The organism is Bacillus gobiensis (genome assembly GCF_001278705.1).
Taxonomy (GTDB): domain Bacteria; phylum Bacillota; class Bacilli; order Bacillales; family Bacillaceae; genus Bacillus; species Bacillus gobiensis.
Window position 1 is genome coordinate 2,148,159 of sequence record NZ_CP012600.1, and the last position, 15,503, is coordinate 2,163,661.

Annotated in this window: 14 protein-coding genes and 1 other annotated feature (1 of these 15 only partly in view); of the genes, 4 read left to right on the top strand and 10 right to left on the bottom strand. The window is 41.0% G+C overall.

Translation table 11 applies throughout. The annotated features are described in order from the left end of the window. Positions 1-83: 83 nt before the first annotated feature. Positions 84-596 (bottom strand): RDD family protein, encoded by a 513-nt coding sequence (locus AM592_RS10730; protein WP_053603803.1) that lies wholly within the window; start codon positions 594-596, stop codon positions 84-86. Positions 597-608: 12 nt separating this feature from the next. Beyond that, a complete protein-coding gene (gene sppA / locus AM592_RS10735) occupies positions 609-1,613 on the bottom strand; it encodes a signal peptide peptidase SppA (protein WP_053603804.1) in 1,005 nt (334 codons plus the stop codon). A gap of 158 nt (positions 1,614-1,771) precedes the next feature. Between sppA and AM592_RS10740 the strand changes: the two genes are divergently transcribed. Continuing rightward, on the top strand, positions 1,772-2,572 hold the full coding sequence (locus AM592_RS10740) for an NAD kinase (protein WP_053603805.1): 801 nt from the start codon (positions 1,772-1,774) through the stop codon (positions 2,570-2,572). Between the two features lie 21 nt (positions 2,573-2,593). Here the strand turns inward: AM592_RS10740 and AM592_RS10745 are convergent, their stop codons facing one another. The 5 genes from AM592_RS10745 to ezrA form a co-directional block, all read right to left on the bottom strand. Next, positions 2,594-4,192 (bottom strand): amidohydrolase, encoded by a 1,599-nt coding sequence (locus AM592_RS10745; protein WP_053603806.1) that lies wholly within the window; start codon positions 4,190-4,192, stop codon positions 2,594-2,596. A 134-nt stretch (positions 4,193-4,326) separates the two neighbouring features. Next, positions 4,327-4,533 (bottom strand): alpha/beta-type small acid-soluble spore protein, encoded by a 207-nt coding sequence (locus AM592_RS10750; RefSeq protein WP_053603807.1) that lies wholly within the window; start codon positions 4,531-4,533, stop codon positions 4,327-4,329. Between the two features lie 101 nt (positions 4,534-4,634). Beyond that, the gene (gene thiI, locus AM592_RS10755; protein WP_053606072.1) at positions 4,635-5,840 is read right to left on the bottom strand and encodes a tRNA uracil 4-sulfurtransferase ThiI; all 1,206 of its coding nucleotides are present in this window, start codon (positions 5,838-5,840) and stop codon (positions 4,635-4,637) included. Between the two features lie 5 nt (positions 5,841-5,845). Further along, positions 5,846-6,991: a cysteine desulfurase family protein gene (locus AM592_RS10760; protein WP_053603808.1), complete on the bottom strand. Its 1,146-nt coding sequence runs from the start codon at positions 6,989-6,991 to the stop codon at positions 5,846-5,848. A gap of 183 nt (positions 6,992-7,174) precedes the next feature. Continuing rightward, positions 7,175-8,875, bottom strand: coding sequence for a septation ring formation regulator EzrA (gene ezrA / locus AM592_RS10765; protein ID WP_053603809.1), 1,701 nt, complete (start codon positions 8,873-8,875; stop codon positions 7,175-7,177). A gap of 182 nt (positions 8,876-9,057) precedes the next feature. Here ezrA and hisJ point away from each other — a divergent pair, with 182 nt between their 5' ends. After that, positions 9,058-9,870, top strand: coding sequence for a histidinol-phosphatase HisJ (hisJ, locus tag AM592_RS10770; RefSeq protein ID WP_053603810.1), 813 nt, complete (start codon positions 9,058-9,060; stop codon positions 9,868-9,870). Here the strand turns inward: hisJ and refZ are convergent. Continuing rightward, positions 9,860-10,495, bottom strand: a complete 636-nt coding sequence (gene refZ / locus AM592_RS10775; protein WP_098945304.1) for a forespore capture DNA-binding protein RefZ — start codon at positions 10,493-10,495, stop codon at positions 9,860-9,862. The two genes, hisJ and refZ, sit on opposite strands and share 11 nt — an antisense overlap. Positions 10,496-10,635: 140 nt before the next feature. Between refZ and AM592_RS10780 the strand changes: the two genes are divergently transcribed. Beyond that, positions 10,636-11,115: a GAF domain-containing protein gene (locus AM592_RS10780; RefSeq protein WP_053606073.1), complete on the top strand. Its 480-nt coding sequence runs from the start codon at positions 10,636-10,638 to the stop codon at positions 11,113-11,115. A 41-nt stretch (positions 11,116-11,156) separates the two neighbouring features. Here the strand turns inward: AM592_RS10780 and AM592_RS10785 are convergent, their stop codons facing one another. Beyond that, complete coding sequence (locus AM592_RS10785) at positions 11,157-12,890, bottom strand: sensor domain-containing diguanylate cyclase (protein WP_053603812.1); 1,734 nt, start codon at positions 12,888-12,890, stop codon at positions 11,157-11,159. Between the two features lie 308 nt (positions 12,891-13,198). Between AM592_RS10785 and rpsD the strand changes: the two genes are divergently transcribed. Continuing rightward, a complete protein-coding gene (gene rpsD / locus AM592_RS10790; protein WP_053606074.1) occupies positions 13,199-13,801 on the top strand; it encodes a 30S ribosomal protein S4 in 603 nt (200 codons plus the stop codon). Positions 13,802-13,960: 159 nt separating this feature from the next. Here rpsD and tyrS read toward each other — a convergent pair whose 3' ends face one another. Beyond that, positions 13,961-15,229 (bottom strand): tyrosine--tRNA ligase, encoded by a 1,269-nt coding sequence (tyrS, locus tag AM592_RS10795; protein ID WP_053603813.1) that lies wholly within the window; start codon positions 15,227-15,229, stop codon positions 13,961-13,963. A gap of 61 nt (positions 15,230-15,290) precedes the next feature. Then, positions 15,291-15,503, bottom strand: a binding site (T-box leader); it runs 19 nt beyond the window's last position.

The window sequence follows — 15,503 nt, forward strand, 5'->3', positions numbered from 1 at the left end:
GGAGAAGCTTTCACATCCTTTCAACAAAGCATTATCGCCAAATGGAAATAAAATAAACCTGGCTCTAAAAAGCCAGGTTCCGTTCATTGTTTTTTATAAAGTTTTTCGTGAATGACCGTTGTATCAGCAAAAAAATCATGAATACCCTGTTTCTTCGGCGTCACTCCGACAACGATATATAAAAAAGCGAAGTTATGAATGTATCTCCCGATTACTTCTCTGAATAACAGAGAGCTCCACGTCAGCTCTTTTTCCTTACCTATTGAAATAACCTTAAGGCCAAACACCATTTTTCCGAGCGTTTGATGAAAAAAGAAGGTCATCAGGAAAAAATACAGCAAAAACAATATGGAGATAGAAACAGTATATGGCGATATTGTGAAAAGCCCGACCTTCTTTTCAAGATTCAATAAGGTAAAGAGCGGCTCTACTGTTAAATTCGTAATGCCCCAAACAACTATGCCATCAAGCAAATACGCCCAAAACCTGATCCAAAAGCCAGCATAGGCATGCTCTGTTTCAAAGTTCCGCGTATCATGGGCTGTCTCATGTGAAGCTTCTTTGACTGGATTTCCATCATCGAATGTTGAGTCCATCTTTCTCCCTCCTTATTTAGAATACAAGTACATGGCCCGAGGAGAATTCCCCTGTGACAGCAGTCCTGTTAAATTTAAAAATTCTGCTTCCTTGCCAAACACTTTACTTGCACTCATCGAGAGTAACGACTGCCAGCTGGCATTTTCTTCATACCCAACGACCGATGCACCCTTTAGATTTTTATTATCTTTTTTCATTGCGGCAATTGCATCTTCGTAGTATCCAAGCTCATCAACTAAATTTAAGTCCTTCGCTTGACGTCCGTCATAAATGCGGCCGTCTGCGATTTTTTTCACCTGATCTTCAGGCAAATTCCGTCCGTTCTCGATTACGTCAACAAAACCTTCATACGCATTATTAACAATTTTTTGAAGAATCTCTCGGTCGCCTTTAGTCATATCTTTTGAAGGTGACATAATATCCTTATATTCGCCGCTTTTTACGGTATCAAATTTAATTCCGAACCTGTCGGCAAGCTCTGCATAATTCGTTCCTTGCATAATCACTCCGAGAGAACCTGTCATCGTATCTGGAGCGGCAAAAATTTTATCCGCAGACGTTGAAATATAATATCCTCCGGAAGCCGCCATTGTGCCCATTGACACGTATATCGGTTTTTTCGTCTCCGCTTTGATTTCCTCTAATTTTTTATGTAATTCTGCACTTTCGACCACTCCGCCTCCAGGTGAATTTACCCTAAGGAGAATTCCTTTAATAGAGCTGTCTTCCTTTGCCTGATCAAGCATCTTTAGAAACCCTCTATGATTATAGCCTGATGAATCAAGGAGTCCGCCGCCGTCACTGCCGGTGTCTTGAATCGTTCCGTTCACCTCAAGAACAGCTATTTTACTGTCCACTGCCCCTTCCTCAATTACGTTTTCCGTGTACTCATTTCCTAAATCAGCTGCTAAATCACTGCTTGAAAATTCAAATATCGCCATAAATAAGCTCATCATTGCGGAAATCAAAAACACTCCTAATGCAATGGCTAAAGCAATCCAACGTTTTGCATTCATTCTAAGTCTCCTCCTCTTCCTTTCTATACGTACTGCAAATGTAAAGGTTTCAATCTTTCAATCGTACATACAATCATGATAAACTTAAACAAAGGGTATTTTATCATATTAAGGGATTATGGGAAAATATTATTCATTTTACAAAATGGAGGAGACGTATGGATCAGCGACGAAATGTATTTTTCTTTCACAGTAAAGACGAAACAACGATAAGACAAGTAGATAAGTTGCAATCTCTAGCAGTGGAGCATGGGTTTAAGCTCGTGGACAATTACGAAGACGCTAATATTATTGCTAGTATAGGGGGAGACGGGGCGTTTTTGCAGGCTGTCAGAAAGACCGGATTCAGAGATGACTGTCTGTATTTTGGCATCTCCCAGAAAAAACAACCCTATTTGTACTGCGATTTTCAAATCGATGAAACGGATAAAATGATTGAAGCAATGCGGAATGATCAAATCTCCGTAAGGAAGTATCCCGTCATAGATATAACGATTGACGACACAAACCGATTTCATTGTTTAAATGAGATTTCGATCCGTTCCGGGATTATAAAAGCCTTCGTCATTGATTTGTTCATTGATGATTTGCATTTTGAAACCTTTAGAGGAGACGGATTGATTATTTCAACGCCTACCGGAAGCAGCGGCTATAATAAATCGGTCCATGGGGCACTTGTAGATCCGCAAATGGCATGTATGCAGGTAACGGAGCTTGCTTCATTAAATAATAATACATACAGAACACTTGGTTCGCCATTTGTTCTTAGCAGCCAGCGAAAACTGCGTCTCGAAGTAGTTCAGGACGGCAATACCCACCCGGTTATCGGCCTGGATAATGAAGCGTTAAGCATCAAGCATGTGAAACAATTCGATATCGGCATTAACGGTAAGACAGTCAAAACAGTGAAGCTTAAAGATAATTCTTTCTGGCAAAAAGTGAAAAGAACATTTCTCTAGATTTGAAAAAGCAGGCGACCGTTATGAGGCGCCTGCTTTTTTACGACGATAAACAATTTCCCCGGCAATGACCGTTTGTTGCACTGTGGCCAGATGAAGATACTCTTTTTCCATTTGAAAAAGATCTTTATCTAATATAGTAAAATCGGCATCATATCCTTTTTTTATCATACCGCGCTTATTTTCTTTATAAATGATCGCGGCACTCCCTTTCGTATACAAGCTGACTGCTTCAAAAACCGATAAGCATTCGCCTTCATTATAAACCGTTTCGTCGCCTGGCTGGCTGCTTTTGCGAAGAACGGCCGACTGAATGCCGAGGATCGGGCTGACTGGTTCAATCGGTGCATCTGATCCCCCGGCACAAGGTATCCCTGCTTTCAGAAGAGTTTTCCAGACAAATGAGCGACGCACACGTTCCTCACCTAACCGGTCAATCGCCCAAGGAAAGTCACTGGCAAGAAAATGGGGCTGCAAATCAAGACATACAGGAAGCTTTGCTGCTTTTTTGACAAGCTCACTATTCACGACCTGGGCATGAATGATTCTGTCATGCCGTCCTTTGTGCGGAGGGAGTTTTTCTAAAACAGAAAGCACCTTTTCAAACGCAAGGTCGCCTATGGCATGCACAGCTACTTCCATATGATGCTGTCTCGCTTTTTCAACAAGCTCATAAAGCTCCTTTTCCTTATGAATTTCCACTCCATTCGTATCCGGATCATCATGATACGGCACCTTTAACAGCGCTGTTCTCCCCCCTAAGGCTCCATCTGCAAAAAGCTTCATAGCACCATATTCGATATACGGGCTTTCTTTTTTATCCAACTGAAGCCATTCGTCCAATGCCAGATGATGGACAAGCAAATGGGCGCGAAACAGCAGGCCTTCATTTGCGATCACTTCCTGGTAGGCGTTCATCGGATTAGCCGCTAGACCGTAGTAAGAAAGATCCTCACTATGTCCGCCAGTTAGTCCTTTTTCATAGCAATCCTGTATTGCTGATCGAAGAGCACGATTTAAATAGGCAGAGTCAACAGTCGGCAGTACTTGATAAACCAATTCTTGAGCCTTATCATGCAAAAGGCCGGCAGGGTTGCCGTTTTCATTCCTTACGATTACTCCGCCTTCCGGATCCGGGGTCTGTTTTGTAATTCCAGCCGCATGTAACGCTTTTGAATTGACAACGATTGCGTGCCGGCAAATCCGTTTCAGCAGGACAGGCCGATCAGGAAAAAACTCGTCCAAATCTTCCTTCGTTAAATATGAAGGATCAGAAAAACGATTTTCATTCCAGCCTTCCCCTATTAACCAGTCATTCCCGCTTACATCCGTCTCAGCAAGTCGAATTTTTTTTATGATTTCCTCCTTGGATGTACACATTGATAAATCAAGCCGAATGAGTTTTTCTCCATGGCCGATCAAGTGAAGATGGCTATCCACGAAGCCCGGAAACATCGTTGCTCCCTTTAAATGCTGCTCTTTTGCATCTATGTATTTTTCTTTCATAGCCTGATAACTGCCCGTATCCAAAATTTGTCCATCTTCGACAACAACAGAGTCGACGGTGTGCCCTTCCTTTTCCATTGTATAGATGGTTCCCCCATACCATAAAGACTTCAAAACCGATCACTTCTCTTTCTTTTCGACCATTTTACTCCATCTTATCATAGAAAAACAGGCATACGAACGCTTCTCTCTGAGAAATACAAAAAGAGTGGGGAAACCCCCACCCATCAGCCATTCTAATTAATTTTTTATTGAGGTGTAGAACCACCAAGTTGTTGTTGAGCTAAAGAAACCAAACGTTTCGTGATTTCTCCTCCAACTGAACCGTTAGCGCGGGAAGTTGTTTCAGCACCAAGGTTAACACCAAATTCAGTAGCGATTTCATACTTCATTTGGTCGATAGCTTGACTAGCACCTGGAACTACTAATTGATTACTGGATCTATTTTGAGCCATGTGTCTCACCTCCTTGTGAGTATAGAATGTGTAATAACACATGGCTTCATTCACAGAACGGCTGGTAATTGTTTGTAATTCCTATATTCTCATTTTCCGCTTTAAAAAAGACCGGCAAATGCTTTATTTACATCTTCAACATGATGAATCACGATTGTTTCTGCTTCGGCGGCAGCCTCTCTCATAAGCTCGTCAAAGTCGACAAAGCTTTCAAAATGCTCCACCTTTTCTTTTTTTGGCCGTGTCTTCGGTGCAGAAGGCGTAAATATCGTACAACAGTCTTCGTACGGACGTATGCTGATATCATAGGTGCCTACCAGCCTAGCTTCTTCAATAATTTCATTTTTATCTGTACCAATTAACGGACGAAGGATAGGCGTCGACGTCACTGCATTGATTGCATACATGCTCTCTAGGGTTTGGCTTGCCACTTGACCCAGGCTTTCCCCGGTAATTATTGCAAGTCCTCCTTGCTTTTCCCGGATCATATCTGTAATTTGCAGCATCATTCTTCTTGTCGCAGTCATCGTATAGTTTTCCGGAATTTGTTTTTGAATCCGCTCTTGGATTTTAGTGAATGGGACAATATGCAGGGCAATCGATCCTGCAAAAGCAGATAGCTCTTGAGTCAAATCCATTACTTTTTGCTTTGCTCGTTCACTTGTGTAAGGAGGACTGAAAAAATGCACGGCCTCGATGCCAATTCCTCTCTTCATTGCTTTGTAGCCTGCGACCGGACTATCGAATCCGCCGGAAAGCATCAGCATTGCCTTGCCTCCGCTGCCGACCGGAAGGCCGCCTGCGCCCATTTCATCCTTAAACGTTAAGTAGGTCTCTTTTTCTCTGATTTCGATTCGCAGATGAATATCAGGTTTTTTCACATTCACAGTTATTCCCTCAACATTTTTTAAAATATGAGCGCCGATTTCGGCGTTCATTTCATTCGAATCAAGCTCGAATTGCTTATTGGCTCTCTTCGTTGAAATTTTAAAGGTTTTTCCCGCAGTGTAGGTTTCCTGAATCGAAAGCAAAGCTTTTTTCTTTATTTCTTCCAAATCATTTTTGCAAGTAATTGCTAAGCTGAATGATTGAATGCCAAACACCTTTTTTAATTGGCGTGATATAGCTTCAGGGTTTTCATTATTTAATTGAAGCAGCATCCGGTCTCTATTGGAAGAATAAGAAATATTACCGAAATTCCTGAGAGCAAGTTTTACATTTTTCTTCAGATGCTCGATAAATTTTTTTCGGTTTTTTCCTTTCGTTGAAATTTCGCCATATCGAATTAAAATCGTATCTCCCAGCATCGTTCTCACCTCGTTAATTCTCTTAAATGCCCTATGGCTTCTTTTAGTGTAGTTATCACTTCAGGGACCATTTCCTTTGTCTGCCCGAAACTCATGCTTATTCTTATACTTCCGGAAGCTTCCTTCTCGGTTTTGCCCATTGCAAGAAGCACCCGGCTCGGCTTATGCAGGCTGGATGAGCAAGCAGATGTCGTTGAAACGTAAACGTTTTTGCTTTCAAGCATATGAAGCAGAACCTCTGCTTTCACCCCGGGTACAGAAAAATTAATAATATGCGGAGCACTTTTCTCAAGCGGGGTATTTAGCTCGACACCAGGAATAGCAGACAGCTCTTTTAAAAATAAGCCTTTCGCTTCCTTCATGGTTTGATCATTACCTGCAAAATTCTGAAAGGACAGTCTCAGCGCTTTCGCCAATGAAACAGCTCCTGCCACGTTTTGAGTTCCCGAACGAAGGCCTTCTTCCTGCCCGCCTCCTGAGAGTAACGGATAAAGCTTTACGCCTTTTTTGACAAGCAGAGCGCCTGTCCCTTTTAAGCCATGAAATTTATGACCTGAAACCGTACTTAAATCGATATTTGCTTTATCAAACGATAACGGAACTTTGCTAACTCCTTGTACATAATCAACATGGAAGCAGACATTCGGATAACCTTTGATGACCTTCCCAACTGCTTCTATAGGCTGAATGGCACCCGTTTCATTATTAACATGCATAATGGAGACTAAAATGGTGTCATCTCTCATCGCGTTTTCGAGCTCAGAAACGGATATTCTGCCTTCATGATTAACGGGCAGAAAGGTCACATCAAACCCAAAGTCATCTCGCAGCTGCTCAAGTGGTTCCATTACAGAAGGATGCTCAATTGCCGTGGAAATAATATGTTTCCCTTTCTTCATCCGTGAGAATGCAAGCCCTTTTATGGCAAGATTATTTCCTTCCGTTCCACCAGAAGTAAAAAAGACGTTATAGTCTTGAATTTGCAAAATTTCGATGATCTGATCCCTCGCTGTTTGCAGCAATCGTTCAGACTCAGTTCCCATTGCATGCAAGGAGGATGGATTTCCGAAAAATTTTCGGCTGACTTGTCCATACACATCAATAACTTCTTCATAGGGGATAGTCGTTGCACTATTGTCTAAATATAACATTTTTATCACCTTTCATTCTTACCCAGTGTACGTGATCCATGCCATTAATAAAAGTGAAACATTCTTAGAGAAGGAGAAAGGGATGAAGATTGGCATGTTTCACCCTATCATTTCCATAGCGGCAAAAAAAAATTACACCCTTACAGGCCTGTTCGGCCTCTGGGGTGCAATTTCCTTATTAGTTTATTGGGACAGCTGTTCTTTTTCGTAATACTCAATTCTTCTCGTTGATCCTGGAGACACTTTTTCAACAGCTGTTACGGCAATATCGTAAGCCGATTCATAATCAAACGAATGAAATTTTCTTTCTGCCTCATTCAATTGCTCTGAAAGGATCTCGTTGCTGCTTCTAAACCGGTTGCCATATTGGATAATTCTTTCAATAAAAAAAACCCGTTCGACTAATTCATCGGTTTGTTCTTTCACTTGAAAAACCAATTGCTCCGCTTCAAGCAAGCTCTCATTTACAGCAGCCATATTCAATGGAAGGCCGTTAAGTTTTTCGTGAACCTCCTTCACCCGTATACTTGCTTTCTCAAGAAGGGTTTTAAGTGATTCCGGTACTCCGGGAACATTGCTCGTTTTTAGTTTTCTGCTCGTTTCCGAAATGGAATGCTTTAAATGGAGGATTGATTCTCTTGCCTGCAGCTCTTCCTTCCTCAGGTCCTGAAGCATTTTCCGGTATTCATCGTGTTCCCTTTTTGCTTCATTCATTTGGTTTTCTAGATCCCCGATTTCTTCTTTTAATAAGGAAAAAGCCACGTGCTTATGGTCAAATTTGTTTTTTAACACTTCAAATTGTTTTGAAAGCTGCTCCATTCGTTGATCAAAGGCATCTGCCTTTAGCATTTCATCTCGGCTGAGCTGGTAGCTTTCCTTCACAAGCTCAGTTTCTTCGGTTGTTTGTATTTTATCTTTTTTCAGCTGTTCAAATGCGTCTGTCAGCTCCGGCATTTTGGTTAATATCTCTCTGCCATTATCAACCTCAAGCTCAAGGTGATCATAAAGGCTTTGCACTGCTTCATTGATCACCTGAAGCAGTTCTTCTGCTTCATCCAGCTTAACGTCATGAATCAGTACCTGCTCAGCACGGCCCAGCTCTTTTTGAAGGGCCTCAATCTCTCTGTCTACTTGTAAGTGTTCGAGATTGTACCCTTGATCTGTCATTTCCTTAAATCCATCCATTAGGCTGTTTAACTGATTCGGCAAGGTTTGTTTGACTTCCGCCAGCAATTTGGGGATAACATCCATATTCGCCTGAAGCCGTTCAAGCTCTTTTACTTCAGCCTGGAGAATCTCTCTTGCTGCCATATAGTTCCCGTTCTCTGTTTCATTATCGAATTGAGCGAATCCTTCATTAATCCCTTGAAGATCAGACTCTAATTTCGAGTACAAATCACCGTATAAATGGCTGTAGGCTAGAAGATTTTTTCTTGCCTTTTTGTAAGTTTCTTTTGCATTTTCAATTTCACTGCGGTTCTTTTGTTCGCTCGAAACAAGATCGTTAATTTCTCTTAAAATATCTTCTATATTCGATTCCGCGGCAATCAGCAAATCATCGATATGGGCAAGAACCTGATTCGATTTTTTAAAACGGTACTTGTCCGCATACTCCTCCGCTTCATACAAAAGCTCCTCAACCTTTGGCATATGGCTGGTTACAATTTCATCCCATTCTTTTCTCCAGCGCTCAAAAAATTCTTCTGTTTGCCCGGTCATGTTCAGATGCTTAATTTTTTGCATTTCTTCCGTTATAGAGCGATTTAGTATCTGTATTTTCGCTCCCTCAAGCCGATCAATTTCATTATAAATTTTTCTTCTGAAAAAATAGCTGATCGCAAAAATAATTAGCAGCGCGACCAACAAGACAATGACTAACTCCATAATGAGCCCCCTTGTTGTATAAACTTGTTATGTCAGGGTATAGTTTCTATGTAAATTGAGTGTATGTAAATATTTTATCTATCGTTTTCATTGTTAATATGATACCATGTAACCAACATTTTTTGACCTAAATTTCAAAATTTTTTACAGCAATACGACAGAATTAGACTCGAGGTGCCAAAATGATAAAACAAGACGGACATATTCACACTCCTTTTTGCCCTCATGGCTCGAGCGACCCGCTAAAAGCATACATTGAGGAAGCGATCAATCAAGGATTCGGATCGATTACTTTTACCGAGCACGCTCCCCTTCCGGAAGGGTTTAATGACCCTGTCCCCCAAAAAGACAGCGCCATGCCTTTGTCCCAGATGGAGTTGTATTTAAAACAGGTTAGCGAAGCCAAACAAGAATACAAACAACAAATCGAGATTAAGGTTGGGCTCGAGGTTGATTATATTAACGGGTTCGAACAGGATATCACATCATTTCTGGACACCTATGGCCCACAGATCGATGACAGCATCCTTTCCGTGCATTTTCTGCCTGCAAATGGTGACTTTCTTTGTATGGATTACGATGACTCGACTTTCGGCGAATTGATATCGATCTACGGAACAATTGAAAATGTGTATGAAGCGTATTACAAACAGGTTTATTCTTCCATTATAACACCACTGGGACGATATAAGCCAACCCGAATAGGCCATATCGCCCTCGTGAAAAAATATGTGGAGCGTTTTCCTTACATAATGTCAGAACGGATACGGAACCTGGTTTTATTGTGCTTGGATGAAATTTCGGCTTCCGGAATGGAGCTTGACTTTAACACGTCAGGTCTGAGGAAAAAATTAGCTAAGACCATTTATCTTGAAGAATGGATGATTGAGGCGGCTCTACAAAAAAAAATCCCGCTTATTTTTGGGTCGGATGCCCATCAAGCAAGCGATATCGGGTATAGCTACCATCGATTTTCGGAATCGGTTATCGGATAGCAGAGAAACCTGCTGTCTCGTTTTTGTGTTCAAGCATACTGGTCAGCCAAATTTTGACCTCTTTAAAATAAGCCTTATAAAAGTATTCTTCATGCGGCTGCAAATGCAATACCTCTGAAATGTATTGGGGCTGCAAATAAGGCATTGTGAGAAGCGACTTTAATTGAATCATAAAATGCGGGACAGGCAGTCCAATAAATTCTTTTTTTCGTTTTCCTTCTTCTATAATCGTTTGGAGAATGTATTTCTCTTTTGTTAAGTACGTAGTCATAATTTCACGATTGAGGGTACTGTCAATCGTCACTTCCCGATAAACAAAGCGTGTTAATTGACGGTGGTTATGCTGATAAGATAGAATGTCAAAGATCAAACTCAGCAAACATTCCTTTGCGCTTATATAATGTACTTTGTCGTAGCCTTTTTCAACAATTCGAATATAATCTTCGTAAAACTGGGAAACAAGAAATTCCAACAGTCCGCCTTTTCCTTTAAAGTAATACGAAATATGGGCAACGTTGACATTGGCTTCTTTAGCGATTTCTCGCACGGAAGTTCCCGAAAACCCCTTCTGGTTAAACAGCAGAATGGCAGCATCAACAATTTTATCTTTCGTCGTAGGTAAAATATCTGATTTCATTTCTTGATCACCCTCCTTACTAAAAAAACATTCAATATTTTTTTCATAGTTCCTGTGAAAAAATATCGACATTATTGGCGCTATACAGCCGTTTGATGTCATCTTGTAGAAGAAAGTGAGTGAAACAAGTGTTTCATGTCGAAAAATACGAAGGTAATTTAGAAGAAAAATACAACATGGTGATTAAACAGCTCGAGGCACTGCTTGAGGGCGAGCCAGACCTTATCGCAAACTTGGCAAACGCCTCTGCATTGCTTTATCAATTTCTTGGCGATGTAAACTGGGCTGGTTTTTACTTGGCAAAAGACGGAGAACTTGTTTTGGGACCGTTTCAAGGTCTTCCGGCATGCGTCAGAATTCCCTTTACTAAAGGGGTATGCGGGAGTGCCTATTCAAATAATAGGATCGAAAGAATAGATGATGTCCACGCTTTTCCGGGCCATATCGCCTGCGATGCAGCGTCGCAATCCGAAATCGTTCTGCCCATTTTGAAAAACGGTGAAATCATCGGCGTATTAGATATTGACAGCCCGATAAAAAGCCGCTTTACTGAAACGGACGAACACTATTTACAAGCATTTGTGCAAAAGCTGGAAGCATTCATTTAATAAGAAAAGGCATGGACTAGAAATTGTTTCATTTCTTTAGTTCATGCCTTTTCTTCATATTGATCAAAAACGACCATCTTGTTCTTTCCATTCCGTTTTGCGGTATAGAGAGCTTCATCAGCTTGTTGGAACAGGGTTTGCAGCGGCTTCATTAACTCCTCTGACCAATAGGAAACACCTACTGATATCGTGACCGCAGGATTTGTGCTTTTTCTTACTGCTTGAATTAACCGCTTTGCTACCTTTATTCCAGTCGGCAATTCAGCATGCGGAAGATAGATAGCAAGCTCTTCACCGCCCCACCTTGCCCCTACATCATGGTCGCGAATATTTTCATGAATCACACCTGCAACCTGAATCAGAATATTGTCACCCGTTTGATGGCCGTAAGTATCATTGATCTTTTTAAAATTGTCAATGTCGATCAAAATAAACGTGCCGCTATTATCGTATTTCATGCTGTAGTTGATTTTCTCCTCAAGATAGCTTCTGGAGTAAAGTTCCGTCAACTTGTCCGTTTTTACAAGGTATTCAAGCTTATCTCTCAACATCGAATTTGTTACCGCTAACGTGGAGTGATGAATTAACGATTGAAAAAGCTTGAACATATCAAATGTAAATGCGTAGACCTGCCTCTTCAAGGCGATTGCGTAGCCCCGGAATTTGGAATTCTCGATCATCGGGACACTCATCATAGAACCGTAGCCATTTTTACCGAACACAGCCTTGCCATTTCCAACAAAGACTCCGTTATGTTCTTCTGAAAGCTTATTGCTGACAAATTGGACATACGGTTGAGCCGCTTTTGTCTGAAAGAAAAATGAGCTTCCCGGCAAGCCTTTTGTTTCGCCCAGATGATCAATATAAAAAAAACCCACCTCATCTGCATCAAAATAATCAATCATCCGTTTGCTAAGGTCTTTCATTGTTTCGGATAATCGTAATGTCTTATTCAATTGATGTGATGTTTCATTAATCAGGCGTAAATTTTTTATTATGGTTTGAGATTGCTCATACAAACGTGCATTTTCAAATGCTTTACCCGCCGCTTCAGTTACTATTAAAATAGAGGATATCATTTCATCCGCGAATGCAGTGCCATTCCCCGTATTGACATAAAGTACTCCGTAGATCCCCTGCAGCCCTTTAATCGGCAAGTAAGCGGACGATTGATCTTCATACTTTATTTCCCCCGACAGGTAAGCATCTAGTGCAACTGAGTTTGTCTCATCGTCTTCAAAGCTAAGCACTCTCGCAGGGATTTTTATGTTTTGATCCTGATCGTGTGAAATCAACAATAAAAAAGAAAGATCCGGAAAAATATGCTTTAGTTTTTCTACGAGCGCCTTCAGCACATCTTCCTTCTGCATAAGAGAGTGAAACAATTCGGTTAGCACAAACATTTGCTTTTGACGGTTATTTTCCTTGTTCGTTTTTTCATGGTGATAGCAATTGTTTAAAAAGCTCTCAATTAATGAGAGAAGACCAGATGGAATTGTTTCCCCGTCATCTGTACGCAGTGAAAAACAGCCATTCGATTCTTTAAGCTGTCCAGCCAGCTGTTGTGCTGAAAGCTGGTTATTTTCCACATCTGCTCGTTGCAAATCATTAGAAGACTCTGATAATATCATCGGTAATGGCGAGTATATTGTTTTCAATGCTACTGCAAGCCAATGAAAAGCTTCTTCATAAGTTTGATCATCCGGCCGTTTTAATAGGAAATCCAGCATGCGCTGCTTTAGAGCAGCTGTTTTTTCATTTAGTTGCTTGTTCATTGTCTATACCACCTGAAATCGTCCAATAATGATTGATTCTCTCGTTCATTCTACAGTAACTATATCACAAAATGTAACTATCAAAGTGGTTGACTTACGCATTTATAAATTATATAATCGAATTTGTGTGAAATATTGCAGCCTTTTTGTTCGGCATCGATGTGGCATGTTGTTCCTTATCGATTTCGTAAGGTGTATCTTGTAACTCTCTGCTGCTGGAGCGAGGATACATGAAAACATCATGTGCATGGTTGATTGTAACAAACGGTTTTTATTTTCCACAAAATAAAACCAAAGGAGGAGTCATTATGGCTCGTTATACAGGTCCTAGCTGGAAAATTTCCCGCCGTTTGGGAATTTCTCTTAGCGGAACAGGAAAAGAATTAGAAAAACGCCCTTATGCTCCAGGTCCCCACGGTCCCGGACAGCGTAAAAAATTATCAGAATATGGATTGCAATTGCAAGAGAAGCAAAAGCTTCGCCATATGTATGGTGTGAATGAACGTCAATTCCGCACTTTATTTGATAAAGCCGGCAAAATGGCTGGTAAGCACGGGGAAAACTTCATGATTCTTTTGGATCAACGTTTAGATAACATCGTTTATCGATTAGGTTTGGCACGTACTCGCCGCCAAGCACGCCAATTGGTAAACCATGGCCATGTGCTTGTTGACGGAAGCCGCGTTGATATCCCGTCTTACCAAGTAAAACCGGGACAAACAATCAGCCTTCGTGAAAAATCACAAAATCTAACTGCTGTTAGAGAAGCGCTTGAAGTAAGCAATTTCGTACCAGAATATGTTTCTTTTGACGCTGAAAAGCTTGAAGGCACACTTACTCGCCTTCCAGAGCGTTCAGAGCTTGCACCTGAAATCAATGAAGCTTTGATCGTTGAGTTCTACTCACGTTAAGCTTTTGATCACATGAACAAAACCCTAGAAGTTGAGCATCTCAACATTCTAGGGTTTTTATTTTCATTTACTGCCTTATAAACTATTCTTTTCGTATCAACTTTATAAGTAAAAAACCACCACCTTTTACAAAACTAAAAAAGGTGGTGGTTTTTTCGTTTATTTATAAATAACCAGAAAATATTTCTTTTTCCCGCGGCGCAGGACGGTAAATTTATTTTCAATTTTATCCTCTTCAGAAAGAACATATCCGACTTCAGTTTGTTTTTCGCCATTAATAGAAACGGCACCGTTAGAAATGTCCTCTCTCGCCTGGCGCTTGGACGGGGAAAGCTTTGATTCAACCAATATGTCTACGAGTGACTGTCCTTCTTCAGATGCATCGCGTTCAAGTGACGGCACTCCTTTGAAGCCCTGCTCTATTTCCTCTGCGGAAAGTTTTTTAATATCTCCGGCAAAAAGGGCATTGGAAATACGGATCGCTTGATTTAAAGCTTCTTCTCCATGAACCAAAGTGGTTACTTCTTCAGCCAGCTTTTTTTGCGCCTCTCTTTTTTCCGGCGCTTCTTCTACGCTTTTTTCAAGTTCTTCAATTTCTTCATGAGAAAGGAAGCTGAAGTATTTCAAGTATTTGACGACGTCACGGTCATCGGTGTTAATCCAGAATTGGTAAAATTCATATGGCGACGTTTTTTCTTTGTCGAGCCAGATGGCATGACCTTCTGTTTTTCCAAACTTCGTTCCATCTGCTTTTGTCACAAGTGGCATCGTCAAGCCGAACGCCTTGGCATTTTCTTCAGATTTTCTAATTAATTCAAGACCGGCTGTTATATTACCCCACTGATCGCTGCCGCCGATTTGCAGCTTACAACTGTTGTTTCTGTACAAATTTAAAAAATCGAGGGATTGCAAAATCATGTAGCTGAATTCAGTGTACGAGATTCCCGTTTCAATTCTTGAAGATACGGTATCCTTCGCCAGCATGTAGTTTATCCCGAAGTTTTTACCAACATCCCTTAAAAAGCTGATGACACTCATATTGCCGATCCAGTCAAAATTATTGACAACAGCAGCCGGATTTTCTTCATGTTCAAAATCTAAAAACCGAGAAAGCTGGCCTTTAATTTTATCCGACCACTCCAGGACAATATCCTCACTGTTTAGTGTTCGCTCCGCTTTTTTCCCGCTCGGATCTCCAATAAGCCCCGTCGCTCCGCCTACGAGCGCAATCGGTTGATGGCCTGCAAGCTGAAAGCGGCGGAGAGTCAAGATCGGCAGCAGGTGGCCGATATGAAGGCTGTCCCCTGTAGGATCAAAACCGGAATACAAACTCACTTTTTCATCCTGGAGCAATTTATTTAATCCTTCTTCATCGGTAAGCTGCTGAATTAACCCTCGTTTCGATAAATCGTTCAACAAATCTGTCATCTTTAAACTCCTCCTATGATCTTTCCTTACTAACCACGCAAAAAAGCCCCTTCGTAAAATACGAAGGGACGATCATTTATCGCGGTACCACCCTACTGAAAAGAATGAATAGCCATTCTTAACACTCAATTACGATAACGGAATGCTTCCGTTCTTTTACTAATAAGGCATCGCCTGTTCGTCAAAGCGGTTCATGAGGGTAATTCAATTCATTTATATGCACTGATTTTCACCAACCATCAGCTCTCTTAAACAGGGATAATGAATTTACTTC

Excerpts from the sequence above, each read along its gene's own strand:
- AM592_RS10730 (WP_053603803.1), bottom strand. The coding sequence starts at position 596 with ATGGACTCAACATTCGATGATGGAAATCCAGTCAAAGAAGCTTCACAT.
- sppA (WP_053603804.1), bottom strand. The coding sequence starts at position 1,613 with ATGAATGCAAAACGTTGGATTGCTTTAGCCATTGCATTAGGAGTGTTT.
- AM592_RS10740 (WP_053603805.1), top strand. The coding sequence starts at position 1,772 with ATGGATCAGCGACGAAATGTATTTTTCTTTCACAGTAAAGACGAAACA.
- AM592_RS10750 (WP_053603807.1), bottom strand. The coding sequence starts at position 4,533 with ATGGCTCAAAATAGATCCAGTAATCAATTAGTAGTTCCAGGTGCTAGT.
- thiI (WP_053606072.1), bottom strand. The coding sequence starts at position 5,840 with ATGCTGGGAGATACGATTTTAATTCGATATGGCGAAATTTCAACGAAA.
- AM592_RS10760 (WP_053603808.1), bottom strand. The coding sequence starts at position 6,991 with ATGTTATATTTAGACAATAGTGCAACGACTATCCCCTATGAAGAAGTT.
- ezrA (WP_053603809.1), bottom strand. The coding sequence starts at position 8,875 with ATGGAGTTAGTCATTGTCTTGTTGGTCGCGCTGCTAATTATTTTTGCG.
- hisJ (WP_053603810.1), top strand. The coding sequence starts at position 9,058 with ATGATAAAACAAGACGGACATATTCACACTCCTTTTTGCCCTCATGGC.
- AM592_RS10785 (WP_053603812.1), bottom strand. The coding sequence starts at position 12,890 with ATGAACAAGCAACTAAATGAAAAAACAGCTGCTCTAAAGCAGCGCATG.
- rpsD (WP_053606074.1), top strand. The coding sequence starts at position 13,199 with ATGGCTCGTTATACAGGTCCTAGCTGGAAAATTTCCCGCCGTTTGGGA.
- tyrS (WP_053603813.1), bottom strand. The coding sequence starts at position 15,229 with ATGACAGATTTGTTGAACGATTTATCGAAACGAGGGTTAATTCAGCAG.